The following is a 25,533-nucleotide window of genomic DNA, read 5'->3' on the forward strand; positions in this document are numbered from 1 at the left end:
GATGAGAGCCTTCCTGGACAATCTGCGGCTGGCCCTGGGCACCTTCCTGGGCAACCCGCTGCGCTCCCTGCTGACGCTGCTGGGCATCGTCATCGGCGTGGCCACCGTCATCACGATGATGGGCCTCATCGAGGGCCTGCGCACCAAGGTGAACAAGGACCTGGGGCGGCTGGGGGCTCACACCTTCCAGCTCACCAAGTGGCCCGCGGGCGGCTTCGGCCGCTTCAACTGGGCGAAGTTCGCCAAGCGCCCGAACATCGACATGGAGGACGTGCACGCCATCGAGATGCTCTGTCCGTCGGTGGGCGTGGTGGCCCCGTCGGATGACGCGGGCGGGCAGAAGGTATCGACGGCGAGCGCGGAGACGCGGCCCTCGGTGCGCATCATCGGCGCGTCCACGACGTACCCGATAACGAGCGGCGTCTCCGTGCAGTCCGGCCGCTACTTCAACGAGGTGGAGGGGCTGGACGGGCGCAGTGTGGTGCTCCTGGGCGTGGATGTGGCGGACTCGCTCTTCCCCGGCATCGACCCGGTGGGCTTCGAGGTGCGCATCCAGAACCGGCCGTTCCGGGTGATTGGCGTGCTCCAGCGGCGCGGCAGCTTCCTGGGCATGGTGAGCATGGACAACCAGGCCATCATCCCCCTGCGCGTGTACCAGCAGATGTACGGCAAGGAGTGGTCGCTGGCCGTCGACATCCAGGCGAAGGACCCGAGCCTGTTCCGCAAGGCGCAGGACGAGGTGACGACGCTGATGCGGCGGCGGCGCAACGTGGACCCGGACCAGCCCAACGATTTCGAAATCCACACCAACGAGTCGGTGACGGCGTCCTTCAACCAGCTCTCGCAGGTCATCACCATCGCCGGCATCGGCGTGTGCCTGTTGTCGCTGGTGGTGGGCGGCATCGGCATCCTGAACATCATGCTGGTGTCGGTGATGGAGCGGACGCGGGAGATTGGCGTGCGCAAGGCGCTGGGAGCCAAGCGGCGGCGCATCCTCGGGCAGTTCGCGACGGAGGCCGTGCTGCTGGCGCTCTTTGGCGGCGGCCTGGGCGTGGGGCTGGGCTTTGGGCTCGTCTTCCTCGGGGACTGGATGGTGGGCTTCCCCATGTCCGTGCCTCCGTGGGCGGTGGGCCTGGCCCTGTCGATGAGCTGCGGGGTGGGGCTGCTGTTCGGTATCTACCCGGCCGCCCGCGCCGCGAAGCTGGATCCCGTCGAGGCGATGCGCAACGAGTAGCGCGAAGCCGAGCCTGGGCCCGTCGTCGGTTGCCTCCCTCCCCGGACTCCGTTAGGGGAGGGGGATGGCGCCACGCATCGGTTCGCTCTGGGACTCGGTGGGAAACACTCCGTTGCTTCGCATCGGCTCGCTCAGCCGCATCACTGGCTGCGAGATTCTGGGCAAGGCGGAGTTCATGAACCCCGGCGGCAGCATCAAGGACCGCGCCGCCAAGGGGATGATTCGCCGCGCGGAGGAGCAGGGACTCCTGAAGCCGGGCGGCACCATCGTCGAGGGCACCGCGGGCAACACGGGCATTGGCCTGGGGCTGCTGGGCCGCGAGCGCGGCTACCGCGTCGTGGTGACGATGCCGGACAACCAGGCGCGCGAGAAGTACGAGCTGCTGGAGGCCATGGGCGTGGAGGTCCGCAAGGTGCCGCCCGTGCCCTTCGCCAACCCCGGCCACTTCTTCCACCAGGCCCGCGCCCTGTCCGAGCAGCATGGCTGGTTCTGGGCCAACCAGTTCGAGAACACGGCCAACGGCGACTTCCACTACGAGACGACGGGGCCCGAAATCTGGGAGCAGTGCGAGGGCCGCGTGGACGTCGTTGTCATCTCCGTGGGCAGCGGCGGGACGATGTCCGGCGTCAGCCGCTTCCTCAAGGAGCAGAGCCCCGCGCTGCGCGTGGTGCTCGTGGACCCGCCGGGCTCCGGGCTCTACAGCTACGTGCGCGAGGGGAAGCTGGAGTCGTCGGGCTCGTCCATCACCGAGGGCATCGGCATCATGCGGCTCACCGCCAACTTCCAGGCCTCGCGCGTGGACGAGGCGATGCACCTGGGCGATGGGGAGATGCTGGACACGCTCTACCACCTGGCCCGCGAGGACGCGCTCGTGGTGGGCACGTCGGCCGCCCTCAACGTGCGCGCCGCATATGAGGTCGCCCGTCAGCACGCCGGCTCGGGCCTGCGCATCGTCACCTTCCTGTGTGACCACGGCAGCCGCTACGCCTCCAAGGTCTTCAACGCGGAGTTCCTCGCGTCGAAGCAGCTCCACGTGAAGCCGCTGCCCGGAGTCTCCGCCGCGCGCTGATTGGCTCGCACGACGCGGCGCCCGTCCTCGCTTCCGCGCCCGTCGTGCAGTCCGCGCCGAAAATACGGACCCCGGCACAAGCCCGTGCAGGGGGCTCCCAACTGTCCGACAGGACTGGACAGAGTTCCTTCGATTTCTGGAAAAACTGTTGTTGCGGGTTTAGGGCGACGCTACAGGTGCGCGACCCATCCGCCTCCGTTCTGGGGGCGGGGGCTCACCTCATGGAGTCCGCATGTCGCGCATGGTGTTGCCGTTGAGAGCCCTGGTGTTGGAGGCCGCGCTGGCGGCCATGGTGCTGGCCTGTTCCGGGGCGCCGGACGTGGAGTCAACCGCCGACGAGCCGCTGGCGCGGCAAGAGGGCGCGGCGCTGGCGACGCGCGTGGTCGGCTACTTCCCGACGTGGGCGGGTGACGTCAACGCCATCCCCTACGACAGGCTCACGCACATCAACTACGCCTTCGTGGTGCCCACCGCGCAGGGTGGGTTGACGGGCCCGAGCGGGACGGACGCGCGGCTGCGTTCGCTCGTCACCGCCGCGCATGCGCGAGGCGTGAAGGTGCTCATCGCCGTGGGCGGGTGGAACGACGGCAACGACAGCGGCTTCGAGTCGCTCGCGGCGAACGCGGGCACGCGCACGGCCTTCGTGAACAACCTGGTCAACTACGTCAACGCGGCGGGGCTGGACGGCGTGGACATCGACTGGGAGTACCCGGACCCGGGCGCCTCCGCGCAGAACTTCGCGGCGCTCATCCGCGAGCTGGGCGCGGCGATGCGCTCGCGCGGCAAGCTGCTCACCGCCGCGGTGGTGGCCAACGGCTACTACGGCGAGGGCATCCCCACCTCGACGTTCGCCGACTTCGACTTCCTCAACATCATGGCGTACGACGGCGGGCAGCCGCATTCGACGTATGACTACGCCGTCCAGTCGCTCAACTACTGGAAGGGGCGGGGCCTGCCGGCGTCGAAGGCTGTCCTGGGCGTGCCGTTCTACGGGCGCTCGCCGTCGTCGTACGTGGGCTACGCGGACCTCGTCGCGCGCGACTCGCAGGCGCCGTACAAGGACAACGTCGGTGACGTCTATTACAACGGCATCGCCACCATCCAGGCCAAGACGCGGCTGGGGCTCCAGCAGGGCGGCGGGGTGATGATCTGGGAGCTGACCCAGGACACGCGCACCGACACCTCGCTGCTGCTCGCCATCTTCAACGCGGCGCAGGGCGGCGGTGGCGCCACCCGCTACCGCATCATCAACAAGAGCTCCGGCCGCTGCCTGGACATCAACGGGCCCAGCACCGCGGACGGGGCGAGCATCCACCAGTGGGCGTGCCACGCCGGTGCCAGCCAGCAGTGGGTGCTGGAGCCCACCGACAGCGGCTTTGTCCGCATCGTGTCGCAGTACAGCGGCAAGGTGCTGGACGTGCGCGACGTCAGCACCGCGGACGGGGCGGCGCTGCAGCAGTGGACCTGGTCCAACGGTGGCAACCAGCAGTTCCGCACCGTGGCGACGACCGGCGGGTTCCACCGCATCGAGGCGCGACACAGCGGCAAGGTGCTCGACGTGGCGAGCTGTGGGACGAGCGGCAACGGCACCGTCATCCAGCAGTGGACCTGGTCCAACAACGACTGCCAGCAGTTCCGGCTGGAGGCCTGGTAGCGAGCGGCCTTCCGTCGTCGCCTCAGTGAGGGGCGGAGAAGCGCCCGGGCTCCAGCGTCATGGCGCTCGGGCGCGTCTTGCGGAAGAGGTAGTAGTCGGCGGGGCGCTCCCAGTGGGATGAGCCCGGTGCGTCGCGCGCGGCGGGGCCCCGGGGAGGAATCTTCGGGACGAGGTACGCGGAGAGCTCCTGGTCGCTGAAGGTGAACGTCCCGCGCTGCTCCTTCACCACGGCGATGAGCTCTAGATTTTCCTCGGCGGCGGCCTCGGCCGCGTCGCCATGGTGGTCATTCGTCACCAGCAGGCCGCCGACCTTCAGGTACTTCCCACAGGCGCGCGAGATGCCTCCGGCATACAGCGCCAGCAGCAGGTCGAAGCTCTCCTCCAGCGCGGGGATGGGCTGGAGGTAGTCCTGCGCGACGAAGCGCACGGAGGCCTTCTGCTCGTACTTCTGACGGGAGCCAATCTTCCTCAGCACACCGTCCTTGTTGGCGAAGAAGCCCTGCGCCAGGTCGTTCCGGTCCACGTAGACGACGTTCTGGAAGAAGAACGACGGGGTGATGTGCACGAAGCACCCCGGATACAGCACCGAGTCCACCGCCACGAAGCGCTCGCGGAGCAGCTCGAAGAGACCCGCGCGCTCGAGCTGATGATCAACCACGAAGCCCTGGTAGATCTCCTCGACTCTCTCCATTTCCTGGATTTGAGCCGGTTTCCTGGCTGCCGTACAACTTTGGGCCCTCTCACGGGCGGAGAGGCGCTGTAGCGCGGAAAGTCACAGTTGGAGTGAGAGTTGTTGCCTGGGAGGACACATCCTCGCGGTGCGTGTGTGTTTTCTCCGTGTGCTGGTCCTGGCCTGGGGGGTGCATCTTGGGAAGTCGCTGAAAATCCCCTGGAGGCGACATCCATGAAGAAGTGGTCCCCGAAGAAGGCCCTGGGCTTGAAGTGGGCTGGGTCCGGTGTGCTCGCGGTCGCGTTGTGCATGACGGGTTGTGGTGGCGAGGCGCTGGAGAGCCCGGCTCCCCTGGAGGCCCGGCCCCAGGCGGCGGTGGCGGAGCCGACGCCCTCCACGAAGCCGACGCCCATCATCCAGTCGATGGACGTGGTGGCGCAGGACGACGTGCTGGGTTCCCAGACGCGCAGCCTGGTGAGGGTGAAGCTCGCCCAGAATCAGCAGGGTCTCTTCACCGAGGTCCCCGTGGTGTCCGACACGGGCAAGCCGGTGGTGCTCAGGGACCAGGGCAAGGACGGCGACGAGCAGGCGGGCGACGGGGTGTTCTCCGCCTTCGCCGAGGTCGACCTCGACCTGCACCGCAGGACGCAGGACCGCATCACCGCCGCGCAGCGCCAGCAGCCCAACGAGCCGCTGACGTTCGCCGTCTTCAACAACCGCGAGCTGGTGGAGGAGCGCCCGGTGGTGGCGTTGTCGTCGAGCGTCTTCAGGCCGCGCGTGCCCATCCCCGTGACGCCCGTGGGCCTGCTCAGCGACGTGAGGCCGGCCCAGTCGCTCATCATCACCCATCCGAACGTCGTCAATGACCCGACGCGCACGTATGACCCGTGCTCGAACTCCGGCAACCCGAACGGGGTGTGGACGTTCAACCACCTGATGACGGAGATGGCGAGCACGTTCGTGACGCCGTCGGCCCTCACCGAGCAGTGGCTGCTGCAGTGGAACGCGAACCAGACGCTCAACGGGTGGACCGTCCCGGGGCGCGGACAGGTGATGAATCGCATCCTGAATCCGTGGCCGAAAGTCGCCGGCACGCTCGACATGACGAAGTCGGCGTTCAAGCTGGTGGCCATCTTCAACCGGTTGGACCTGGGCAAGGGCAATGGCCCGGTCGGCTACGGCGGCTCCAGCGGCGGTGGTGAGCTGCGCTTCGTCTTCGCCGCGGTGGACAAGAGCGCGGGCTGCGCCATCCGGCCGCTGCTGGTCATCTTCGAGTACGGCGTGCCCATCAACGGCTGCCTCAACGTGAAGAGCTGGGCGCAGCAGTGGATGGCGCTGTCGAACCCGCTGATGGTGCTGGGCAGCCCGACCTACAACGCGGCGCTCCAGGCGCTCACGGAGCAGGTCGTCGTCGCGGGCGCGGCGCCCACCAAGCCCAACGGCAACGCCATCAACCAGATTCGCACCAACGACTTCATGCTCTCCTCGCCCTGGGAGCTGCGGGAGTTCCACCTGTTCGACACGGGCGCGACGCCGAACTTCCTGTCGGAGACCACGGTGGCGCTGACCCCGGGAGACCCGCGCAACAACACCACCCTCTTCCGGGACTTCGTGAACACGAACCAGGCGGCCATCCTCGCCAACACCTACGGCGTGCCGACCACCTTCGCGAGCGTGAACTTCCTGGGCGCCAACCCGCGCGTCCCGACGCCGGCCACCACGTTCTGGCGGGCCGCCGGCATCGTGAACAACACCGCGCGGCACAAGTTCTCGCTCAACACGTGCAACGGCTGCCACGCGCGCGAGACGAACACGTTCTTCACGCACATTGGCGAGACGGGCGGACTGTCGCCCTTCCTGTCCACGGGCATGATCAACCCGCTCACGCCCTTCAACGTGGCGGACCCGGTGGACGGCACGGTGCGCCCGTTCTTCGAAATCCGGGACCGCGCGCAGCACCTGGACTCCACCGCGAACCAGTCCTGCCTCACCCGCGCGTTCGACGTGCGCGCGCTCGCGGTGCACTGACGTCGTGAAGCACGGGTCCGGGGGGACATGCCCCGGGCCTGCACGAATTCCGCACAAACATGCCTCATGAAGCGCACGGGCTGGCCATCCGGGTTGCACACCGGGGGGCCAGTCTGTGTCCATGAACCTTCCCGTTTCCGCGCCGCGTCCTCAGAGGACGTCCGATGGCCCCATCCGAGGGGCCTTCCGGTGGCTGGTCGCCCACCACGTCTTCGGCAGTCTCTTCATCGTCGTCTTCGCGACGGCGGTGATTGCCGGCCAGGTGGCGGACCGCACGGACTTCGCCACCTCGGAGCTGGCTGCCGGCGTGGAGGACCGGTGGGGCGCGCCCGTCGTCCAGCCCGCGCCTTCGCTGCGCTACGTGCACAGCGGCACCATCTTCACCGAGCTGAAGCCCCTGGCCTTCGACCGTCAGCACGTGGAGGTGCTGGCGAAGATGAACTATCGCAAGCGCGGCCTGCGCTACTTCTCCGGCTTCGACTTCAACCTGGGCGCCGAGTACGCGGTCGTCAATCGCGAGGGCCATGACATCGACGTGGCGTTCATCTTCCCCATGGAGATGAACAAGTCGCAGGTGCTGCTGTCGGAGCTCCAGTTCCTCGTCGATGGCCAGGAGTCCAGTCTGGATTTGGGCGAGTCCGGCAACCGGCTGGTGTGGACGGGCCGCATCGCGAAGGGCGCCACGGCCCGCTTCGTCATCCGCTACCGGGCGCGGGGGCTCGACTCCTTCGTCTACAAGCTGGACCCGAACCTCTCCGCGAGAGATGTCCGCCTGCACTTCGCCGTGGAGGGAGGCGACAACTTCGACTATCCGTCGGGCGTGCTGTCCGCCTCGTCCGTGCAGACGGGCAGCGACGCCGTCACCCTGGACTGGGCCTTCCAGTCCCTGGAGTCCGGCGTCAACCTGGGCGTCATCCTGCCCTCGGAGAAGACGTTCGACTCCATGGTGTCCCGCATGGCGGGGCGCGCGTGGGTGCCCTTCCTCGCGCTGGTGGCGCTGCTCGCGGCGCTGGGGCTGCGGCACAAGCGACAGCTCGCCCTGCATGAGTCGTATCTGCTGGCCGCCGTGTACGGCTTCTTCTTCGTGCTGCTGGCGTACCTGGCCGCCTTCATGAACTTCTACGTGGCCTATGTCCTCAGCGCGCTGGGGCTCGGCGCGGCCGTGGTGGCCTACGCGCGCTGGCTGTTCCCCAAGGAGCGCACGGTGGTGCTGGCGGGAGTCTGGGCCGCCACGCTGCTGGTGCCCACGGCCGCCGTCATCCTGGATGGCTACACGGGCCTCATCTACACGCTGGAGATCCTCGCGGGCCTGCTCGGGCTGATGGTCCTCTCCACCCGCACCGGTGTGCGGGCCTTCCTCTCGGATTTGTCGCAGACCGGCGGCGCTCCTCGCGCGGCCGTCGCCACCCCTGTCACCCCGGAAGCGAGCTGAGCCACCATGCGGACCCTTTCTCTCGTCATCGGATTCCTGCTGCTCGCGCCGGAGGCCCTGGCCACGGGCGCCGCTGTGTCCACGCCTTCTCCCTCGGGCACCGCCACCGTGCCGTTGGACCAGCTCATTCCCCTGTACACGCAGCGCCAGGCGTACGTGCCTCCGCCCCCCACCGAGGCGCTGGTGAAGAGTCAGCTCAACGCCCGGCTGTCGACGGACGCCCTCCAGGTGGACGCCAGCTTCCAGGTGGAGGTGCTCGCGGAGGGACGTTGGACGCAGGTGCGTCTGCTCCACCTCGACGCGGACACGTACCCCACCGCGATGCCCACGCTGGAGGACGCGACGGTGGGCGTCGTCGATGGCTTCCTGTGCCTGCTCACGCGCAAGGCGGGGCGCCATGACTTCGACGTGGGGCTCACCGTGCGCGCCTCGGGCAGCGGGCCGGAGCGCCGCGCGCAGCTTCGCTTCGGGCCGGAGGCGTCTCCGGTGCCGCTCCAACTCGATGCGGACACGTCCATCTTCACGCTGATGGAGCCGCTGCCGACCTCGGGAGAGGGCTACGCCGTCTATCCCGTGCAGGGCGTGGTGAGGGTGGGGTGGCGTTCCGCCTCGTCGGTGTCGCAGTCGACGAAGCCGCAGGTGCGTCCGCCGATGGAGCCGCGCATCGCCGAGGCCACCGCGACGTGGGTGTCCACCCTGGAGGGCCGCGCCTCGCTGCGCGTCAGCTACACGCTGAACCTGGACCGTGAGCAGCCGCTGGAGCTGACGGTGCCGGAAGGACACAAGCTGGAGCGCGTCACGCTCAACGCGGTGCCCATCCCCGTGGAGGAGGCGACGGACGGTGTGCTGAAGCTGAAGGTCGCTCCGTCGCGACTGGGTGAGACGAGCGGCGCGCTGGAGGTGGTGCTGGCGCGGGAGCTGGGCGTCTTCCACCTGTCGGGTCGGCTGAAGCTGGCGCTGCCTCGCGTGTCGTGGCCCGTGGCCGAGCTGCGGGCCCGCGCGCACTTCCCCGCGGTGTTCAACTACCGCCGCGAGGGTGGCAGCCTGGAGCAGGTGGACGCGGCCGACGCCGCGGCCGTGACGGCGAGCGCGCCCCTGCCGGGCAAGGTGCTGCACTTCCGGCAGTACCTGGTGGCCGCGTCCTCGCCCACGCTGGAGCTGGGCTACTCGGTGGACATCTCCGACAGCTACTTCCGCTGAAGCTCAAGGAGCACGTCCAGTTGGGCCCTCAAGACGTTGGCCTCGTCGTTCTTTCCGAGGCTGACGTAGAGGGCCACCGCGTCCCGCCGTTCACGCACTTCGCGTTCGATGATGGCGCTCACTGCTTCGGGCGTCAGGGCCAGACGGGGCACTTCGCCGCTTCCCAGTCCCTCGGCGCTTCCGGCGATGGTGCCCTCGACGGGCGGTGGCGCCGCCGTGCTCACGTCGGGAGCCTCCGCGTTGTCGAGGGCCGCCAGCACTTCACGCAGCACGGCCGAGGCGGGGGCGCTCCGGGTGCGAAGCGCGTCCTTCAGCGCGGCGCGAAGCGTCGTCTTCCACTCCTGCATGGTTCTCATGGCACGGCCTACCCTAGCGACGCACCAGGGGCGCCGCCACGGCGAAGGCCGCACCCGGCTCCGGAGGCCGTGCGGGGAGCAGCTCCAGTCCCGCGCCGAACGTGCGCAGCATCGACTGGGAGATGGTGAGGCCCAGGCCCGTGCCGCCCCGCTCGCGCGCGGTGGTGAAGAAGGCGTCGAAGATGAGCGCCCGGTTCGCCTCGGAGATGCCGCGGCCGGTGTCGCGCACGATGACTCGCGCGGGCCCGGTGCCGCTCGTCTCCACGGACAGGGACACGCGCACGTCCTCGCCCCCGTGCTGCCTCGCGTTGGTGACGAGCTGCCAGAGCACGTCGTCCAGCACCTCGGCGGGCAGGGACACGGTGAGCCCCTCCGGCACGGGACTCACGTCGACGCGCGCGAGTCCCTCCGAAGTGGCCCGGGTGGCGAGCGCCGTCAGCAGGGGCGCCAGCTCCACCTGCGCGGGCCGGGCCGTCATCGAGTCCGCGCGCGCCAGCTCCATCAGCCGCTGAACCAGTCGCGTGAGGCGCTTCGCGTCGGCGTCGATGTTGGAGAGGAAGCGCGCGCGTTGCTCCGGCGTCATCACCTCGGCGCTGTCGCGCAGCAGCTCCACCGCGCCCTGGATGGAGGCCAGCGGCGTCTTGAACTCGTGCGAGACGTTGGCGGCGAAGGAGCGGATGTACTGGTTCCTGTCGCGCAGCGCGGTGGCCATGCCGGCCAGGGACTCGGACAGCTCGGCCAGCTCCGCGACGACGGGGCGGGCCACGGGCTCGAAGCCCTCGGGAGCGCTCGCCGTGATTGCGCGCGTCTGCTTCACCAGCGCTCGCACGGGCCGGCCCAGCAGCGCGGCGGCGGCGAGCGACATCAACGCCACCGCGCCGAGCGACACCAGCCCCGTGGCCGTCAGGTTCCACCGGTCCGCGTACATGGCCTTGGCGAACGTCATGGGCGTGCGAGCCAGCACCACCGCGCCCCAGACGCGTTCGCCCTGGATGACGGGCAGCGCCACGAACACGCGGATGCCGGTGTCGCGGCTGAGCGAGGCCAGGGGCGTGTCCTCCGGCTCGGCGTGGCGGCGGCGCAGGACGCTGGTGGGCATGCCGTGCAGCGCTTGTTGCACCTCGGTCCGGTCGGCCAGCGTGGCGCCCATCAGGTCCGCGCTGCTGCTGGACACCACCACGCCGCCGGCGTCCACCACTCGAATGCCGGCGAGCGTGGCGGCCCTCACGTTCTCCAGCAGCGGACGAAGCTTCTGGCCCACGTCCTGGGCCAGGGGTTCACCGGGCACGCGCGAAGAGGGTGGGCGGTCGTCCGGTGGCAGCGGCTCGTCCGAGGCGCGCAGCGAGGGGAGGATGGGCCGCAACTGGTCGTCAATCGGAATGGGGAAGGGCCACTTCGCGGTGCGAGGCCTGCCGTAGTCGAGTCCAGCCAACCGCTCGGCGAGCATGGACCGGTAGACCTCCGCCACCACCGCGCCCTGGGTGAGCAGCTCCGTCTCCGTCTGGCGGATGAGCTGGTTGTCGTAGACGCGCACGAAGGACAGCCCGCCCAGCGTGAGCACGAAGCCCGCCAGTCCCACGGCGACGAACACCATCCACAGCCGGGGCCGCGCCCGGGGCCTAGGGGATGGCGAGCCGATAGCCAAGGCCATGCACCGTCTCGATGACTTCTCCGCCGACCCCGGCGAACTTCTGCCGCACCCGACGCACGTGGCTGTCGATGGTCCGGTCACTCACCACGCCGTCGTCATAGACGCGCGTCATCACCTCGTCGCGGGTGAACACCTTTCCGGGCACCCGCAGCAGCGCGGCGAGCAGGTGGAACTCCGTCACGGTGAGCACCACCTCGTGCTCGCCCCACCAGGCGCGGAAGCGCTCCTCGTCCAGCTTCAACGGGCCCCGCGTCAACGGCTTGGGTGAAGTCGACGCGGGCGCGGCCTCCGTGGCGGGTCGGGCGCGGCGCAGCACCGCCTTCACTCGCGCCACCAGCTCGCGCGGGCTGAAGGGCTTGGTGAGGTAGTCGTCGCCGCCCAGCTCCAGGCCCAGGATTCGGTCCACCTCGTCATCCCGCGAGGACAGGAAGACGATGGGCAGCTCGTGCGCGCGGCGGACCTCCCGGCAGACCGCCAGGCCGTCCATCTCCGGCATCATGATGTCCAGGACGATGAGCGCCGGAGGGGAGCGCCGCACCTGCTCCACCGCCGCCCGTCCATCCGCGGCCTCCTCCACCCGGAAGCCGCCTTGCTCCAGCGCGAAGCGGACGATGTCCCGCAGGTGCGGATCATCATCGACGACCAGGACGGTGAGACGCTCGGCCACGGGACGCTCGGAAAAGGAGAGGGCGAGACGCGGAGTGTAGCTTCGCCACCCCACTTCAGGGACTTGCCGTCTCAGTCGTATTTTTTATTGTCACCGGACGCAACTGGCGAAAGGGGCGGTCGATAACCCCGCATGACCGTTGTCGGTTCCCCGCGCCCGCAGACTCGTCTGCTCGTCAATTCAACTCCCGCTGGCGTGGGGACCCGTCCTTCCCTGGATGGGGCTGGGCCCCAGGCTCGAAGGGTCTCCGTGCCGGGCACGCGGGACACGTTCGAGCAGGCGAGCGTCGCGAAGAAGGGCCCGTCCAAGACGGAGGCGCCCACTCCGCCGCTGCCTTCCGAGGGGACAGACCCCTTCGAGGGCCTCCGCGACGCGGCGCTGCTGCGCGCCATCAAGGAGTCGTCCTCAGGCAAGCACGTCAAGAGCTACACCGAGGCGCGCAAGCTCATCTTCGGCGAACTGGACGTGGTGAACGGCAAAGTCACTTGCGTGTACACGGGCCGGGAGATTCAGGGCGGCAAGCCGCCCAAGAGCACCGACATGAACGTGGAGCACACGTGGCCGCAGTCGAAGGGGGCCACAGGCGCCGCGAAGAGTGACTTGCACCACCTGTTTCCCACCGACAGCAAGGCCAACTCGAAGCGAGGCAACTGGCCCTTCGGCGAGGTGGTCAACGTGAAGTGGAGTGAGAACGGCGCGAAGTTCGGCACCGACGCGCAGGGGCGCACGGTGTTCGAGCCGCCCGACTCCCACAAGGGCAACGTCGCGCGCGCGATGTTCTATTTCTCGTCCACCTACAGCAAGGCCATCCCCGACTCGGAGGAGGCCGTGCTGCGCGAGTGGAATGACCTGGACGCCGTGGACACCGCCGAGATTGCGCGCAACCAGCGCGTCGCCGAGCTGCAGGGCAACGTCAACCAGTTCGTCGAGCACGAGGACCTGGTCGACCGCATCAAGGACTTCTGAATCGTGACGGAAGGGACGAGCGACCTCGGGGGAGGGGCTCGTCCGGGTCGAGCCGGGGTGTCAGTCCGAGCCCCGGCTCACCCAGTCACTTGAGGCGAAGGGTACGGCGGGTACCCTTCGCGAACCTTGATTCGACGCGTCCGCCGCCGCGGACGCCGGATGGCCGCCGCCGCCACGAGCGCGAGCACCACCGGAACGAACACCAACAACGCTTGAGCCGTCACCGTCTTCCTCCTCTCTTGAACTATGGAGGGAGGGTCTGACGTGTCGTCCCAGGAAAACCTGAAATAACCTGGACTCCGGGGCTGTGGGGAGGAGTGGGACGGAGCGGCTCACGAGCAGGGGAAGTAGGGGCCGTAGCCCGTGGCCACCGAGGCCCCCGTGGAGTCCGTCACCGTCACCCTCGCCCTCAGGTTCCGGATGAAGGTCCCCGAGCCGTCAGGCCCGGGACAATAGAAGGCCTTGCTGGCTCCGCCCGCGATGGACCCCGTCGTGTACGTCCCGTTCGTCGCGTAGACGTACTGCTGCGAGGTCCAGGAGTAGGTGTACGGCGGGACGCCGCTGGTGACGGTTGCCGTGCAGGTGACGTCGCTGAACCCCTGGGTGCAGGCGAGCGACGCCGACAGGGCCGCGCTGTGGGTTCCCAGCGTGTCCGGGCCGGGGGCCTCGGTGCCGGGGCCTTCGTCGGCGGGACCACCACAGGCCATCAAGAACAACCCAGCTCCCAGCACCGTCGCTGCCATGAGTTTCGTCGTCATGCGAGTCTCCTGGAACGTGATTCGGGTGAAGGACCGCGCTTCAACCCTATCACTGGCGCGAGCCCGTCAAGTCCAGGAGGCGGGGCGTGAGTCTTTGTTGGTTTTGATTGGAACGAATGTCACGCGAATGAGGCGCGACCGGCGGCCATGGGTGACGTGGAAGTGAAGCCGAGCACGGCCGCCCATAGGAGCCGCCGTGCACGGAGATGCCTCGCCGGGGGCGGGCGGACTACCACTGCTCGACGGAGGTGATGCCCAGCGCGAACGGAGCGCCGATGAAGCTGCCGTCTGACGTGCAGGGGCGGCTGGTGATATCCAGGAGGTTGGCCGAGTAGTAGCCGTAGGTGGAGCCGTTGCCCTTCTCGTAGAACTCGGTGCCGTTCGGGAGGACGACCTTCCAGACGTAGTCGAAGTGCTCGTACCACTTGGGCGTGGTGCGGGTGGAGATGATGCTCCGGACCGTCACCGTCCAGGCCCACGGGGAGGACGCGGGAACGGCCACCGTCTGCGTGTTGTCCCAGGTGATGGCGACGCCGTTGTCGAGCCCGCCCCAGCCGTGGATGAGATACACGGACGTGCCCCAGGGCAGCGTGTAGTTCCGGTACGACATCCGGATCTCCGCCTCATAGGAGTGGGCGTAGACACACGCGTGCAGCACCGCGCGCCCGTCCGCCCACTGCTCGATGGCGACAGCGGACGTGGACGCGAAGAACAGGGCGAGGGCGAGGACTTTTCGGAGGGCCGAGGTCATGGAGAGAGACTCCCAGGTGGATGGTTCGGCGGATGTCTCTAGCACGAGGGTGGGTATCGGCGCACTCCCTGTGCGTCTGCCCACTCCGCGTTTCCGGGGGCCGGTGACGGGTTCATGAAACATCATCGCGTGACAAAACGAGACGGGCGCATCTGGAATGACCCGCCCGACGTCTCAAGAGACTCGCCATTGCGAGTCGCGTGAGGAGCACGAGCCCCGTGCTCGGGTGTCGAACCTGCCTCAGTTGGATGCGTGGAATGTCTTGTATTTGATAGGCCCCGAAGTCCTCGCGCCACATCAGCGAATCTCCGCTAGCGCGCGAGAGGGGAACATCCATGCGCGGTCTGGGTCGTCTTTCCGTCGTCGGGTTGTTGCTGGCGGTCATCGCCGGCTGTGGTGAGGAATTGCCCTCGGGTTCGGGCGCGGTACAGATGGTCTTCGGAGACCAGGAGTTCGCGGCGAGCGAGTCGAGCGTCACGCGCATCCAGGTCGTCGTGTCCGGCCTGGGCATCACCAACATCGAGCAGGACCTGGTGAAGACGGGCAGCACCTGGGGCGGCACGGTCGCGGGCATTCCCGCTGGGACGAATCGGATCATCACGGTCTCCGCCTATGGTTCGAGCAGCTCGCTCCTGTACCGGGGCGAGGCGACGGAGGTCACCATCGTCGAAGGGGGGACGACGCTCGTGGCCGTCACGCTCCATGACTTGACGGCGCCCCAGTACACGAACAACGACGCGCCCATCATCGACTCGGTGACGCTGTCGGCCGCGACGGTGGAGGCCGGTGGTCAGCTCACGCTGGGCGCCACGGCGCATGACCCGGTGCCGAACGACCTGGTGTCGTACTCGTGGAGCGCTTCGGCGGGAACGCTGAGCAGCACGACCATCGCCAACCCCACGTGGACGGCGCCGTCGTCCGCGCAGACCGTCACCCTGACGTTGACGGTGCGGGATCAGCGCAACGGCACCAGCCGGGCGCGCGTGACGGTGGAGGTCACGGAGGTGCTGGAAGTGGGCGGCAGTGCCACGATTTCCGTGAGCTTCAACGCGCCGCCGCTCATCCTCCTGGTGACCGCGAATGAGGGCAGGATTGTGTTGGGGCAGAGCACGGGGGTGAGCGCCAATGTGCATGACCCGGACCTGGGGACGGTGTTCTATCAGTGGACGTCGTCCTGCGCGGGGACGTTCTCCTCGCCCACGAGCCAGACGTCGAACTTCACGCCGTCGGCGGTTCCCGCGGGCGCCTGCAACAACTGCAGCATCACGATGACGGCGCGCGACCCCAAGGGTGGGACCCGCTCCGGCTCGTATTTCCTGTGCGTGGTTTCGACTCCCGCGCCGTAGTCGAGCAGCGGTGCATTGAAGAAACAGGGGCCGAGAGCAGGTGTCCTCCAGATCAGGGACCCAGCTCTCGGCCTTTTCAATCGATTCATCCAACATTCCGCCAAGCAATTCCTGAAGACGAGCGCGTCCTGGTGCAAGCTAGCCAGGCCATTCCATGACCAATGAACAGAAGGCATTGATTCGAGACTTCTTTTCCTGCTCGGCCAGCCTGCAGGTTGCCCAGATGGTGCGCTCCGAAAGGCGCACAATTCCCCGAAAGGGATAAACCTGAATGTTGGGGACCCGTGCAAATACGATGAACTCTTTGTGCTGATTGGTCCATGCGGTCGGCTGAGAATGGGTCTCCCTGGATTGAGCTTTCATGTCTACAGATTCACGGCTGCCTACGTGGAAGACCACATGCGTCGTAAGAAGGGCTGTTATTGCGCGAAGGGTACGCTCGGCAACAGGGGTTACGACGTCGTGGATGTGGAGTGACGGCTCGCCCGCATGCCCTGGTTCTGGCTGAGCACCTGTTCTGGAGCGAGCCGATGTTCGTGATGGTCTTGCCACGACACTGGCACTACTGAAGGTCTACCGGAGGCGCTCCTTGGGTCAGCCGCTTGGTGACCGCCGCCGCGCTGTCACGCATGTGCTTGAGTCGGTCGTCAAAGTCTCCGACACCGCCGCTGCCCGCTCGCTCGGTGTGGAGCAGCTCTCCGCTCTCGTTGATGTAGTGCACGTAGAAGAGCGCGGTGCCGTCAGCGGTGAACCGGTCTGTGTCCACGCTCGCGAACGGGGTCCCATCCTCGGTCCGGAGTTCTCGCTGGATGGGGGAGCGGAAAAGGGTCGCGACCGGGATGATGACTCCCTTGGCGCCCGCTTCCTTCACGTACCGGGCAAGGTCTTGCTTCATCCTCGGCGGGACGATGAACTTGTCGGTGGCGATGTTCGGGAGAGCCTCGCACCACTCGCTGTCTCCCTTCAGCTTCTTGACCTTCGCGCTAGAGACGTCCTGGCCGTACGCACTCCAGAGTGCCGGCGCGACGTAGTCCTCGATGTTGCGGATGACCTTGTCGTTGTTGTCCGCTGGCTCGGCACACGCGAGCAGGGGCGTAAGCGCGTAGGGCTTGTCCAGCGCGCTCCATTTTCCTCCGCTGAAGTAGGTCGGGTTGGAGGTGGCGAGGCCGGGGACACAGCCGGAGAGGGTGACGAGCAACAACGCGGAGAGGAGGGGAGCGCGGTGAGCGGGCATGGAGATTCCTCGAGCGGGGAGATGGGGCTCACGGAAATGCGTGAGCTGGTACGTCCCGTATCTCTCCAACGTTCCACGCTTCGTTCTGTCGCACGCCCCCTTCGAACCGGAAGGAACTCACGGCCCTGATCGCAGGAAGGCCAGCCGCACTCATCTACGAGGAGTGAGACTGGCGTCGGCTCTACCGAATCACCGTCGTGATCCGCTCAGACCCCGTGCGTGACACGCGCCGCGTCTCGCGCCCGTTGAAGTCCACGGACTCGCCTTCACCCACCAGCGCCCGGATGGTGATGCGCGACAGGCACTGACTGTCATCCACGGCGTGCGTCACCACATAGCGGGGAACCGTGGACGCGGCCTCACCGAGCCGCAGCCTCATCTCCCGGATGGAGTCGATGTAGCCCGCCAGCGGCTCCATGCGCGCCAGCGCCCGGCGCAGCACCTTGTCGGAGCGCTTGCTCATCACCCGGTCCCAGACGAGATAGCCCGCGCCCAACGTGGCGGAGCTGGTGAAGAAGATGACGAAGTTCAGCATGCCCCCGAGGTAGCGGTTGCGCGTGAAGCCCTGCTCGCCCGTCGCCTCCGTGAGGATGTCCTTCAGCGTCTCCACCGCCGCCTGGTTCGCCATCGCCGTCCACTCCCGGGCATCCTTCGGATTGCCCAGCAGCAACCGACAGATTCCCAGGTGCAGGGAGATCAACGAGACGCGCGCGGTGTCCCGCTCCGCGGCCAGCGCCTCCGTGAAGCAGTGGCTCGCGGACTTGAGCAGCTCCAGCCGCGCTTCACGCGTGCACTCGGGCCGCGTCGCATCCTCCAGGTGGATCCGGCCTTGATGAAAGGCCCCCTCCCTCAGCAGGTGCGGTTCCCGATGCAGATGGCCCAGAAGGACCAACTGCTCCCCCTCCGTCCCCAGCAGTGCCTCCAGCAGCACCGCCGAACCATCATCCAGCGCCTTGCCCCCGACCTGCCGGGGCGTCGCCTGGATGAGGTCATTCCACGTCGCCATTTGCAGACTCCCGTGTGCCGCGGCGCCTCATGGATCCGTCGAACCCCCGAGGAACAAGTCTGCCACAGCCACGCGGTTTCACGAGCGAGCGACGTCGCTTCCGTCATCCCCCACGCGCTCTTGCATTCCGAGGAAGGAGAGCGCTTTCAGGCTCGGCAGAAAAAAGTACCCGCCTCCCCGCGTAGTCACGAATTTTCTCAGGGATGTCGCGCATTGCCGGATTGGATCCGCGGGGATGATCAGGCGCCCACCGCCGTCTCCAGCCAGTGGGTCCTCGGCGCCCTCAATGCCTCCGAGCTGTTCGAAGTGCACCCAGCTTCTCTGGACAAGTTCGAACTGACGGCCCACGTGCGCGTTGAGGGCGATGAAGAGGAGCCCCTTTCCCTCCGCGTCCTCGTAGTTGAAGCCGCGTCGCAGGAGTCGATGCCGCCGCGTGACGTCTGAGGACACGCGAGGCGAGGGCGGCAGTGCGTCCCGAGGGTTGCACCGCCGCGTGTGCGCGGTGATGGGGCAGCCGTAGCCGTGCGGGTCATCTCGCGCGTAGCGGAAGTCGTTGTCGGGATGCGCCGGGCCCGTGCCGCTCGCTCGCGCGGGCGCGCCGTCCTTCTGGAACAGGAAGGGAAGGAGTCTGCGCAGCAATCGGTGTCGTCGCGGCGTCGCGAGCGGAGCGCCGTCGCGCTTTCGCCCCACCAGCTTCGCGGCCACCCACTCACGTCGCTCCTCGGGAGTGCCCTCCGGTGCGAGCGCGGCCTGCTCGTCCAGGAATCGCTCGAAGGCCGGCACGTCCTGCTCCAGCTTGCGCAGGACGAGGAACGTCCCGTTGTGTCCCAAATCCCTCCGGCCCGGCAGGCCTGGAACCGGCGGCAGTGCGCTCGCTCCCGGCAGGTGCTCCGGAACGTGGGGTGACAGCGGCCACTCGCCGTACTCGTTGGCATGGCCCAGCAGGAACTCTCCGCGCTTCACGGGCCTGTCGTAGTCCCGTGGATGTGTCGCGGGGTCATCCAGTCCCTCCAGGCGCGGCTGCGACACGCCATCCAGGAAACCGAAGTGGTCGCGGAAGTAGCCCGGTGGATCTTCCTCGCGAGCACGTCGCTGACCGCGCTGGATGAAGACTTCACGCAGTCCGTTCCGGTGTGCCCGCTCCAGGTGCTCGCGGAGCAGCGGCTCCATGTTCGCGGCGTCCGTCGCATACAGCAGCATCAGGATTTGCAGCGCGTCCTCGTGCCTCGTCCCGCCGAGCATCCAGCGGTCCGGGTCGTTCTCGTCCACGTCACGCAGGTACTCGCGGGCCCTCAGTGCCATGCCCTCGCGCAGCTCGCGGGGGAAGGTGGCGCGGACGTCCTCGGGCATCCCGAGTGCCATCAGCCCCGCATGGGACAGCGCCAGGTTGACGCGCGTCTGGCCGCGCGTGGAGTCCTGCTGGCGGAGCTGGAACTCCATGCGGTCGGCGGGGGTGAGTGTCCCGTCGCTCGTCAGCTCACGCAGCCACTGTCGGCAGCCGTCCGCGTCGTCGATGCGCAGGAAGAGCAGGGTGAGCTCGCCCATGTGTCGATAGCCGTGCAGCAGCAGGCCCTGCACATCGCGAAGGTCTACCTCTGTCGAAAGCTCAGGCGGGGGCGGGCTCCGCGTGGGCGAAGTCGGGAGTCTCGGCTCGGACGTGCGCATGGTGCTTCCTCCGGGGCTCTCGCCGTCCCTGTCGGAGCGGGGCGAGCAACGCGGACAGCGAGTGGACGATAAGGGCGAGAGGGCGCAGCAGCGGACGACCAGCGTCGCACGCGCCTCTCGACATGAATGCGGCCAGGGCCTTTCGCGCCCCCCGGTCCTTCAAGGGTTGGTCCATGCGCTCGCGCGTGAGCAGTTCGCGCAGTCGGAGCGCGTTGTGCAACAGCAGGACGGAGTGTCGCTGGCGAGGAGTGCCGTCGAGCGCCGCGCTGTACCAGACGCGCGTGGGGACCTCGTGCGCGCGAAGCCAGTGCTTGAAGGGCTCCACCGGGAGGCGCTCCTTGGGCATCGTCGGGTCGATGCCTCGCGTCTTCGCGGGGAAGCCCTCGGTCTTGCTCCAGATGAGCTCCAGGAAACCTCGCACGTCCGCGTGGTCGACGAACGCGTCGATGTACGACTCCCAGGTGTCGTCGTAGTTGCTGAAGAAGATGAGGTGGTGCGGTCCCCGCCCGTCCTCGTCGCTGTACACCAGCCACCGTGCGCAGTGGATGGTCTGCACGTGATTGAGGCCCACCACGTATCTCTTCAAGCGCAGATTCACACTGCGCAGCGCGAGCTGCGCCAGTGCCAGCGTACCCGGGGCATCGACGATGCGCGCGACGTGCACCATGGGGTTCTGCACCATGGCGTCGCTGACGGGCGGAATCGCGGGCGCGTCGCCCATGCCGTGCGCGGGCCACGATATCGGACGCGCGTCGGGATGTTTCCTCGCATGCAGCCACATCCGCGCCTTGAGCAGGTAGATGCCAGGAAGCGCCCAGGCATAGCGATAGACGGCATACGTCAGCGTGGATGCCGCAGCCGAGTCACGCGCGGTCGCCAATCGCTCCTTCCAGCCCGAATCCTCCAGGCCCGGCGCGGCGGCTCGCGCGACATCGCGCAGCTCGTGATGGAGGTCCGGCATCTGGCGGGGACGTCCCGTCCAGGGTGTCTCCTCGAGCTGAGGGGCGCGCGCGTCCAGGTGCTCGTTCACCGCGCGCAGCGCGTCCACGGAGGCGCGCAGGTCCTCGGGAGACTGGAAGCGATAGGCGAAGTCCACGTGCCGCGTGACGGCGGGAGCGCGGTGGTGGACGAGGTAGTCCTCCACGGCCTCGGGCTCGGCGAGGCCCGCCTCGGGATATCCCGCGCAGTTCCGATAGAGGGCATCGAACAGATGGGCGGCCTGGGCTCCGCGCTGATGAAGCGTGCTCCACCAGTGCACCAGGGCGCGGAGCACCTCGCGGTCCAGCGCCTCCGCCTTCGTGCTCCGGGTGTCGAGGACGGCATCAGCGCCGAAGATGAGTCGAGGGTCCCTTGCGGGGGCCGCCTTGGGGCCCAGGTCGACGACGGTCCAACGCGCGAAGTGCAATCCTGGTACTCCCTCGAAGAGTTCTCGTCTCGCCTTGGCGACCGAGCTCAGCAAGTCATCCAGTGCCTCGCGCTTGCCTGGAAGGACGCGCGTGATGACGGTCGATGTGCCATGGCGCATTCACACCTCCCTCGTTGGGCGCGCGGCTCCCGATGAGGTGGCGCCGGGCCGGGTGGGTGGGAACCAGAGTGGGACCAGGGGCTTCGCCCGCTCGTCCCACCCGGTGGTTCGTGGACAGGCGGGAGTCGTGGGGGGCCTGGGACTTGGGGACGGCCGTTCCTAAGGTGAACCCAGGGGGGAGAACGGACGCGGGGACATCCAGGGGACTCGGTGATGCCTGAGAGCGGCCAGGACGAGGAGCGACGCGACGGTTCCATGCTGGAGCGCGGGCCGGACGCCGTTGAGGACGACGATTTCGACGACGCCTTCCTCCGCGAGGTGGCTCAGGCGTCCGTGCCTCCTCGCCTGCCCGTGCCCGGGATGCGCGTGGGCGACCGGGACGGGAAGCGCTACGAGGTGCTGGAGGAACTCGGTGGAGGGGCCATGGGGCAGGTCTTCCGGGCCCTCGACACGGAGCTTCAGCGGCCCGTCGCGCTGAAGTTCCTCGTCCCGCATGAGTCGATTGCCGAGGCGCCGATGATCTCCCTGCTGCGGCAGGAGGGGCGGGCCATCGCGCAGTTGGACCAGGAGCACATCGTCCGCATCTTCAACGTGGACCTCTGGAGCAGCGAGCCGAAGGAGCCGCCGGTTCCCTTCCTCGTCATGGAGTGTCTGGAGGGCGAGTCCCTGTCATCCCTGTTGCGACGCGGGCGTCCGGGGCACCGACGGGCCATCGAGATTCTCGACGCGGTGGCCTCGGGGCTCGCGCACGCGCACGAGCGGCACATCGTCCACCGCGACCTCAAGCCCAGCAACGTGTTCATCACGCGCTCGGGCGTCGTGAAGATTCTCGACTTCGGATTGTCCTGGCTCGTGGCCGCGAGCACCGCGCCCGACGTGCTGCTCTCCACCGCGGGCACGCCGCCGTACATGGCTCCCGAGCAGTGGCGGGGTGAGGCGCAGGATGCCCGGACCGACCTCTGGGCGGCCGGCGTGCTGCTGTACGAGATGCTCACGGGAGAGCCTCCCGTCCTGGGCACGCCCGATGCGATTCGCGAGCGCGTGACGTCTCCAGGGCCCATGCCTTCGGTCCGTGCGCGCGCGCCCGAGGTGCCCGAGCCGGTGGATGGACTCCTGGCCGAGTTGTTGGCGAAGACACCGGAGACGCGGCTGCGCTCCGCGATGGAGCTGCGCGAGCGGCTGCGAGAGGTGGAAGAAGGGCTGGCTCCGCGCCATGAGTCGAGGCGTGTCAGACCTCCTCAGCGACGGCAGGTGACGCTGGTCGCCTGTCGGCTCGCGGACCTGGCCGGACTCGCCGGACGACTGGATGCCGAGGACCTGGGCGAACTGGAGGCCGTGTTCCATCGGAGCTGCTCGGAGGTGTTGAGACAGCACGGCGGCACGGTCGTCCTGTCCGTGGGTGAAGAGGTGCTCGGTTGCTTCGGTCACCCCGTGGCGAGAGAGGACGACTCCGAGCGGGCCCTGCGCGCGGCGCTGCGACTGGCCGCCACCGTGGCACCGACGCTCCAGGAGTCGCTCGCGTCGCTTCGGGAGCGGAAGCTGACGGTGACGGTGGGCGTGCACACGGACACGGTGGTGTTGGATGATGCCTCCATCCAAGGCGAGGCGCCCCGCGTGGCCGCGTGGCTGGCGCGACAGGCCACGCCGGGCACGGTGTGGATCAGCGACTCGACGGATGTGCTGACGCGCGGGGCCTTCGTGACACAGGCCCTGCCACCACTGCGCTTCACGGGACTGTCGGGCGTGCGAGACGTGACTCCATACCGGCTGGTGCAGCCACGTCGAGTCACCAGTCGCTTCGACCGGGGGCTCGTGTCGCGCAACCTCACGCCCCTCGTGGGGCGGCGCGCGGAGCTCCGGTTCCTCCTGGAGCAATGGGAGGAGGCGCGCGCGGGGCGGGGGACGTGTGTGCTCGTCACGGGCGAGGCGGGCATCGGCAAGTCCCGGCTGGTGCGCGAGGTGCGCGAGCGCGTGCCTCCCTTCATGGCCCACGTGCTCCGAGGACAGTGCTGGCCTCAGTCGACCACCAGCTCGTTCGCGCCCGCCATCGACCTGCTTCGCCGCATGTTCCAGCTCGACGTCGAGGGCACGCCCCAGGAGCACCGGGCGCGCTTGGAAGCGGGCCTGGGTACGCTCGGGCTGGGAGAGGGGCGCACGCGGTTGCTGTCGGGGCTGGTGGGGCTCTCCGGCGACGAGGGCGCGCCGCACCTGCGCTACGCCCCCGAGCGACTCATGCAGGAGACCCTGGATGCACTCGTGCACGTGCTGACGCGCCTGTCCGAGCAGCTCCCGGTGTTGCTGGAGGTCGAGGACCTGCACTGGGCGGACCCGTCCTCGCTGCAACTGCTGGGCTTCCTCCTGGACCGCTTGCCGAAGCTGCGCGTCTGCCTGTTGCTCACGTCGCGCGTCGCATTGCCTCCACCTTGGAGCGACGATGCGCGCGTGCAGCGGTTGGGCCTGGAGCGGCTGTCACCTCCCGTCGCGGGAGAGCTGGTGCGCAAGGCCGCGGGAGACAGGCCTCTCTCGTCTGAGCTGGTCTCCCGGCTGGTGCGCCGCACGGATGGCATCCCGCTCTTCGCCGAGGAGTTGACGCGGCGGGTGGTGGAGGAGCCTCGGGGAGGCGAGTCCTCGTCGGTCGAGGTACCCGTGTCGCTGCGCGAGCTGCTCCTCACTCGGCTGGACAGACTGCCTGGCTCGCAGAAGGAGCTGGCGCAGCTCTGCGCGGTGGTGGGACGCAGCTTCTCCCATGCGCTGCTCGCCGCGCTGTCGGGACGGACGGAGACCTCGCTTCGCGCGGACCTCTCCGGCCTGGTGGACGAGGGCCTGTTGCAGCCGGCCGAGACGGTGGAGCCGAGCTACGGATTCCGGCATGCGCTCATTCAAGATGCCGCGGCGGACTCCCTGCCTCGGAAGGCGCGGCGGCACTACCACCGTCGCGTCGCGCGTGTAGTGGCGGAGCAGTTTCCGGAGATGGCCGAGGCGCAGCCGGAGTTGCTGGCGTGGCACTACACCGAGTCGGGGCAGGCGGAGGCGGCCATCCGGTGGTGGGCTCGGGCGGGGGAGATGGCGAGCCGACGCATGGCCAACGTGGAGGCCATCAGCCATTTGCGACAGGCCCTGACGTTGCTGCGCGCGCAACCGCCCTCCCGCGCGCTCGATGGCGAGGAGCTGAAGCTGTTGCTCGGCCTGGCGCTCCCGCTGGTCCAGGTGCAGGGGTACTCCGCACCGGAGGTCGAGTCCGTCCATGCACGCGTGCGCTTCCTGATGCGAGAGCTGGAGGATGACCTGCCTCGGCTGGAGCCGCCGCACTGGGTGGCCTTCGCGCATGCCTTCGCGCGGGCGCACTGGGACGAGGCCCACGAGGTGGCCGAGCGCCTGGTGCGATTGGGGCGCCGGAATGGTCAGCGGGAGCTGCTGGCCCTGGGCTACCGGATGAGGGCCACGGACTTCTTCACGTGGGGCCGGCTGGCCTCCGCGCTGGAGAACGTGGAGCTGGCCCTGACGTACTCGGACTTCGAGCTGGAGCAACACCAGGTCCTCGCCGTCAAGCACTGGGTCAATCCGCGTGTGGCGGCGCTGGCGTACGCGGCGGTGGTGCACGCGGTGATGGATGCGCCCGAGGCCTCGCGTGACCACGCACGGCGGGCGCTGCGTCTGGCGATGGACATCGGCCATCCGAACACCTCCGCCTTCGCGCTGCTGTACGGCGCCCTGTCCGCCCAGCTTCGTCGCGAGCCTCGCGAGGCCCTGGAGCTGTGTGACAGGAACATCGCGCTTTCTCGCGAGCACCACTTCCGGCTGTGGCTGGGCTGGTCCACGCTCATCCGTGCCTGGGCGCAGGCGTTGTCGGGCAGCGCGCGGGAGGGGCTCGCGTTGATGCAGGCGGCGCTCGGACATTGGCGACGCTCCGGCTTCAAGGCAGGGCTGCCGCACAACCTGGGCATGCTGGCTGAAATCCACCTGCTGCTCGGTCAGAAGAACGAGGCGCTCGCCGCGTTGCGCGAGGCACTGGGAGAGGCCGGGACGACGGGCGAGCGCTCCTACGAGGTGATGCTGCGAGGCCTGGAGGCGGAGGCCCTGTTCATGTTGGGGCGCGAGGACGAGGCCCTCTCCGCGCGAGCCCTCGCCCTGCGCGTCGCGGAGACCCAGGGCGCGCTGGGTTACGGTCGGCTGGTGCGGGAGCGGAAGCTGGGCCATCCGCTGGTCGAGCTTCCTCTCGTGCAGGACCTTCAAGCAGAGGAGCCCGTGCCTGGACCGTGATGCGAGGGACATCACAGCGCGGAGTGCGTGACTCCTCCCGGCAGGTCCACTTCGGGAGCGT

General features: G+C 68.3%; 19 protein-coding genes. 9 read left to right on the top strand and 10 right to left on the bottom strand.

Annotated elements, in window-relative coordinates; all coding sequences use genetic code 11:
* Position 1: 1 nt before the first annotated feature.
* From G4D83_RS10640 to G4D83_RS10650, 3 genes are all read left to right on the top strand, one after another.
* A complete protein-coding gene (locus tag G4D83_RS10640; RefSeq protein ID WP_163864584.1) occupies positions 2 to 1,234 on the top strand; it encodes an ABC transporter permease in 1,233 nt (410 codons plus the stop codon).
* A 64-nt stretch (positions 1,235 to 1,298) separates the two neighbouring features.
* Positions 1,299 to 2,303 carry a cysteine synthase A gene (locus G4D83_RS10645; RefSeq protein WP_163864585.1) on the top strand — a complete coding sequence of 335 codons (1,005 nt, stop codon included), beginning with the start codon at positions 1,299 to 1,301 and terminating at the stop codon, positions 2,301 to 2,303.
* 232 nt (positions 2,304 to 2,535) lie between these two features.
* A complete protein-coding gene (locus G4D83_RS10650) occupies positions 2,536 to 3,957 on the top strand; it encodes an RICIN domain-containing protein (RefSeq protein ID WP_205522606.1) in 1,422 nt (473 codons plus the stop codon).
* A gap of 22 nt (positions 3,958 to 3,979) precedes the next feature.
* On the opposite strand, the gene G4D83_RS10655 is transcribed toward G4D83_RS10650, so the two are convergent.
* The gene (locus G4D83_RS10655; protein ID WP_163864586.1) at positions 3,980 to 4,648 is read right to left on the bottom strand and encodes a hypothetical protein; all 669 of its coding nucleotides are present in this window, start codon (positions 4,646 to 4,648) and stop codon (positions 3,980 to 3,982) included.
* Between the two features lie 213 nt (positions 4,649 to 4,861).
* On the opposite strand from G4D83_RS10655, the gene G4D83_RS10660 reads away from it, so the two are divergent.
* The 3 genes from G4D83_RS10660 to G4D83_RS10670 all read left to right on the top strand — a co-directional run bounded on the left by G4D83_RS10660 (position 4,862) and on the right by G4D83_RS10670 (position 9,287).
* Entirely contained in the window at positions 4,862 to 6,655 is a 1,794-nt protein-coding gene (locus tag G4D83_RS10660; protein ID WP_163864587.1) for a choice-of-anchor X domain-containing protein, read from the top strand.
* Positions 6,656 to 6,776: 121 nt separating this feature from the next.
* Positions 6,777 to 8,087: a hypothetical protein gene (locus G4D83_RS10665; RefSeq protein WP_163864588.1), complete on the top strand. Its 1,311-nt coding sequence runs from the start codon at positions 6,777 to 6,779 to the stop codon at positions 8,085 to 8,087.
* Positions 8,088 to 8,093: 6 nt separating this feature from the next.
* Positions 8,094 to 9,287, top strand: coding sequence for a hypothetical protein (locus G4D83_RS10670; RefSeq protein WP_163864589.1), 1,194 nt, complete (start codon positions 8,094 to 8,096; stop codon positions 9,285 to 9,287).
* Here G4D83_RS10670 and G4D83_RS10675 read toward each other — a convergent pair.
* From G4D83_RS10675 to G4D83_RS10685, 3 genes are read right to left on the bottom strand one after another with little or no spacing between them, the layout of a single operon-like run.
* Positions 9,275 to 9,643 carry a GatB/YqeY domain-containing protein gene (locus tag G4D83_RS10675; protein WP_163864590.1) on the bottom strand — a complete coding sequence of 123 codons (369 nt, stop codon included), beginning with the start codon at positions 9,641 to 9,643 and terminating at the stop codon, positions 9,275 to 9,277. The two genes, G4D83_RS10670 and G4D83_RS10675, sit on opposite strands and share 13 nt — an antisense overlap.
* Positions 9,644 to 9,656: 13 nt before the next feature.
* Positions 9,657 to 11,294, bottom strand: coding sequence for a sensor histidine kinase (locus G4D83_RS10680; RefSeq protein ID WP_163864591.1), 1,638 nt, complete (start codon positions 11,292 to 11,294; stop codon positions 9,657 to 9,659).
* Positions 11,263 to 11,961, bottom strand: a complete 699-nt coding sequence (locus G4D83_RS10685; protein ID WP_163864592.1) for a response regulator transcription factor — start codon at positions 11,959 to 11,961, stop codon at positions 11,263 to 11,265. Before G4D83_RS10685 ends, G4D83_RS10680 begins: the two co-directional genes overlap by 32 nt.
* Before the next feature lie 249 nt (positions 11,962 to 12,210).
* On the opposite strand from G4D83_RS10685, the gene G4D83_RS10690 reads away from it, so the two are divergent.
* Positions 12,211 to 12,927 (top strand): endonuclease I family protein, encoded by a 717-nt coding sequence (locus G4D83_RS10690; protein WP_240356259.1) that lies wholly within the window; start codon positions 12,211 to 12,213, stop codon positions 12,925 to 12,927.
* A gap of 332 nt (positions 12,928 to 13,259) precedes the next feature.
* Here G4D83_RS10690 and G4D83_RS10695 read toward each other — a convergent pair whose 3' ends face one another.
* Positions 13,260 to 13,685 (bottom strand): hypothetical protein, encoded by a 426-nt coding sequence (locus G4D83_RS10695; RefSeq protein ID WP_163864594.1) that lies wholly within the window; start codon positions 13,683 to 13,685, stop codon positions 13,260 to 13,262.
* A gap of 229 nt (positions 13,686 to 13,914) precedes the next feature.
* Entirely contained in the window at positions 13,915 to 14,436 is a 522-nt protein-coding gene (locus G4D83_RS10700; protein ID WP_163864595.1) for a hypothetical protein, read from the bottom strand.
* 335 nt (positions 14,437 to 14,771) lie between these two features.
* On the opposite strand from G4D83_RS10700, the gene G4D83_RS10705 reads away from it, so the two are divergent.
* On the top strand, positions 14,772 to 15,782 hold the full coding sequence (locus tag G4D83_RS10705) for an Ig-like domain-containing protein (RefSeq protein ID WP_163864596.1): 1,011 nt from the start codon (positions 14,772 to 14,774) through the stop codon (positions 15,780 to 15,782).
* A 562-nt stretch (positions 15,783 to 16,344) separates the two neighbouring features.
* Here G4D83_RS10705 and G4D83_RS10710 read toward each other — a convergent pair.
* The 4 genes from G4D83_RS10710 to G4D83_RS10725 all read right to left on the bottom strand — a co-directional run bounded on the left by G4D83_RS10710 (position 16,345) and on the right by G4D83_RS10725 (position 21,212).
* A complete protein-coding gene (locus G4D83_RS10710) occupies positions 16,345 to 17,016 on the bottom strand; it encodes a hypothetical protein (protein WP_163864597.1) in 672 nt (223 codons plus the stop codon).
* Between the two features lie 181 nt (positions 17,017 to 17,197).
* Complete coding sequence (locus G4D83_RS10715) at positions 17,198 to 18,022, bottom strand: hypothetical protein (RefSeq protein ID WP_163864598.1); 825 nt, start codon at positions 18,020 to 18,022, stop codon at positions 17,198 to 17,200.
* A 78-nt stretch (positions 18,023 to 18,100) separates the two neighbouring features.
* A complete protein-coding gene (locus G4D83_RS10720) occupies positions 18,101 to 19,600 on the bottom strand; it encodes a Dyp-type peroxidase (protein ID WP_163864599.1) in 1,500 nt (499 codons plus the stop codon).
* A 28-nt stretch (positions 19,601 to 19,628) separates the two neighbouring features.
* The gene (locus G4D83_RS10725; RefSeq protein ID WP_163864600.1) at positions 19,629 to 21,212 is read right to left on the bottom strand and encodes a hypothetical protein; all 1,584 of its coding nucleotides are present in this window, start codon (positions 21,210 to 21,212) and stop codon (positions 19,629 to 19,631) included.
* A gap of 213 nt (positions 21,213 to 21,425) precedes the next feature.
* On the opposite strand from G4D83_RS10725, the gene G4D83_RS10730 reads away from it, so the two are divergent.
* The gene (locus G4D83_RS10730; protein ID WP_163864601.1) at positions 21,426 to 25,472 is read left to right on the top strand and encodes a protein kinase domain-containing protein; all 4,047 of its coding nucleotides are present in this window, start codon (positions 21,426 to 21,428) and stop codon (positions 25,470 to 25,472) included.
* Positions 25,473 to 25,533: the final 61 nt, after the last annotated feature.

This window comes from Myxococcus eversor (assembly GCF_010894455.1).
GTDB classification, from domain to species: Bacteria; Myxococcota; Myxococcia; order Myxococcales; family Myxococcaceae; genus Myxococcus; species Myxococcus eversor.

Bases quoted from the DNA above. Each gene is read 5' to 3' on its own strand.
- G4D83_RS10695 (WP_163864594.1), bottom strand. From the start codon at position 13,685: ATGACGACGAAACTCATGGCAGCGACGGTGCTGGGAGCTGGGTTGTTC.
- G4D83_RS10715 (WP_163864598.1), bottom strand. From the start codon at position 18,022: ATGGCGACGTGGAATGACCTCATCCAGGCGACGCCCCGGCAGGTCGGG.
- G4D83_RS10645 (WP_163864585.1), top strand. From the start codon at position 1,299: ATGGCGCCACGCATCGGTTCGCTCTGGGACTCGGTGGGAAACACTCCG.
- G4D83_RS10705 (WP_163864596.1), top strand. From the start codon at position 14,772: ATGCGCGGTCTGGGTCGTCTTTCCGTCGTCGGGTTGTTGCTGGCGGTC.
- G4D83_RS10650 (WP_205522606.1), top strand. From the start codon at position 2,536: ATGTCGCGCATGGTGTTGCCGTTGAGAGCCCTGGTGTTGGAGGCCGCG.
- G4D83_RS10660 (WP_163864587.1), top strand. From the start codon at position 4,862: ATGAAGAAGTGGTCCCCGAAGAAGGCCCTGGGCTTGAAGTGGGCTGGG.
- G4D83_RS10730 (WP_163864601.1), top strand. From the start codon at position 21,426: ATGCCTGAGAGCGGCCAGGACGAGGAGCGACGCGACGGTTCCATGCTG.
- G4D83_RS10700 (WP_163864595.1), bottom strand. From the start codon at position 14,436: ATGACCTCGGCCCTCCGAAAAGTCCTCGCCCTCGCCCTGTTCTTCGCG.
- G4D83_RS10670 (WP_163864589.1), top strand. From the start codon at position 8,094: ATGCGGACCCTTTCTCTCGTCATCGGATTCCTGCTGCTCGCGCCGGAG.
- G4D83_RS10640 (WP_163864584.1), top strand. From the start codon at position 2: ATGAGAGCCTTCCTGGACAATCTGCGGCTGGCCCTGGGCACCTTCCTG.
- G4D83_RS10710 (WP_163864597.1), bottom strand. From the start codon at position 17,016: ATGCCCGCTCACCGCGCTCCCCTCCTCTCCGCGTTGTTGCTCGTCACC.
- G4D83_RS10655 (WP_163864586.1), bottom strand. From the start codon at position 4,648: ATGGAGAGAGTCGAGGAGATCTACCAGGGCTTCGTGGTTGATCATCAG.
- G4D83_RS10725 (WP_163864600.1), bottom strand. From the start codon at position 21,212: ATGCGCCATGGCACATCGACCGTCATCACGCGCGTCCTTCCAGGCAAG.
- G4D83_RS10675 (WP_163864590.1), bottom strand. From the start codon at position 9,643: ATGAGAACCATGCAGGAGTGGAAGACGACGCTTCGCGCCGCGCTGAAG.
- G4D83_RS10680 (WP_163864591.1), bottom strand. From the start codon at position 11,294: ATGGCCTTGGCTATCGGCTCGCCATCCCCTAGGCCCCGGGCGCGGCCC.
- G4D83_RS10665 (WP_163864588.1), top strand. From the start codon at position 6,777: ATGAACCTTCCCGTTTCCGCGCCGCGTCCTCAGAGGACGTCCGATGGC.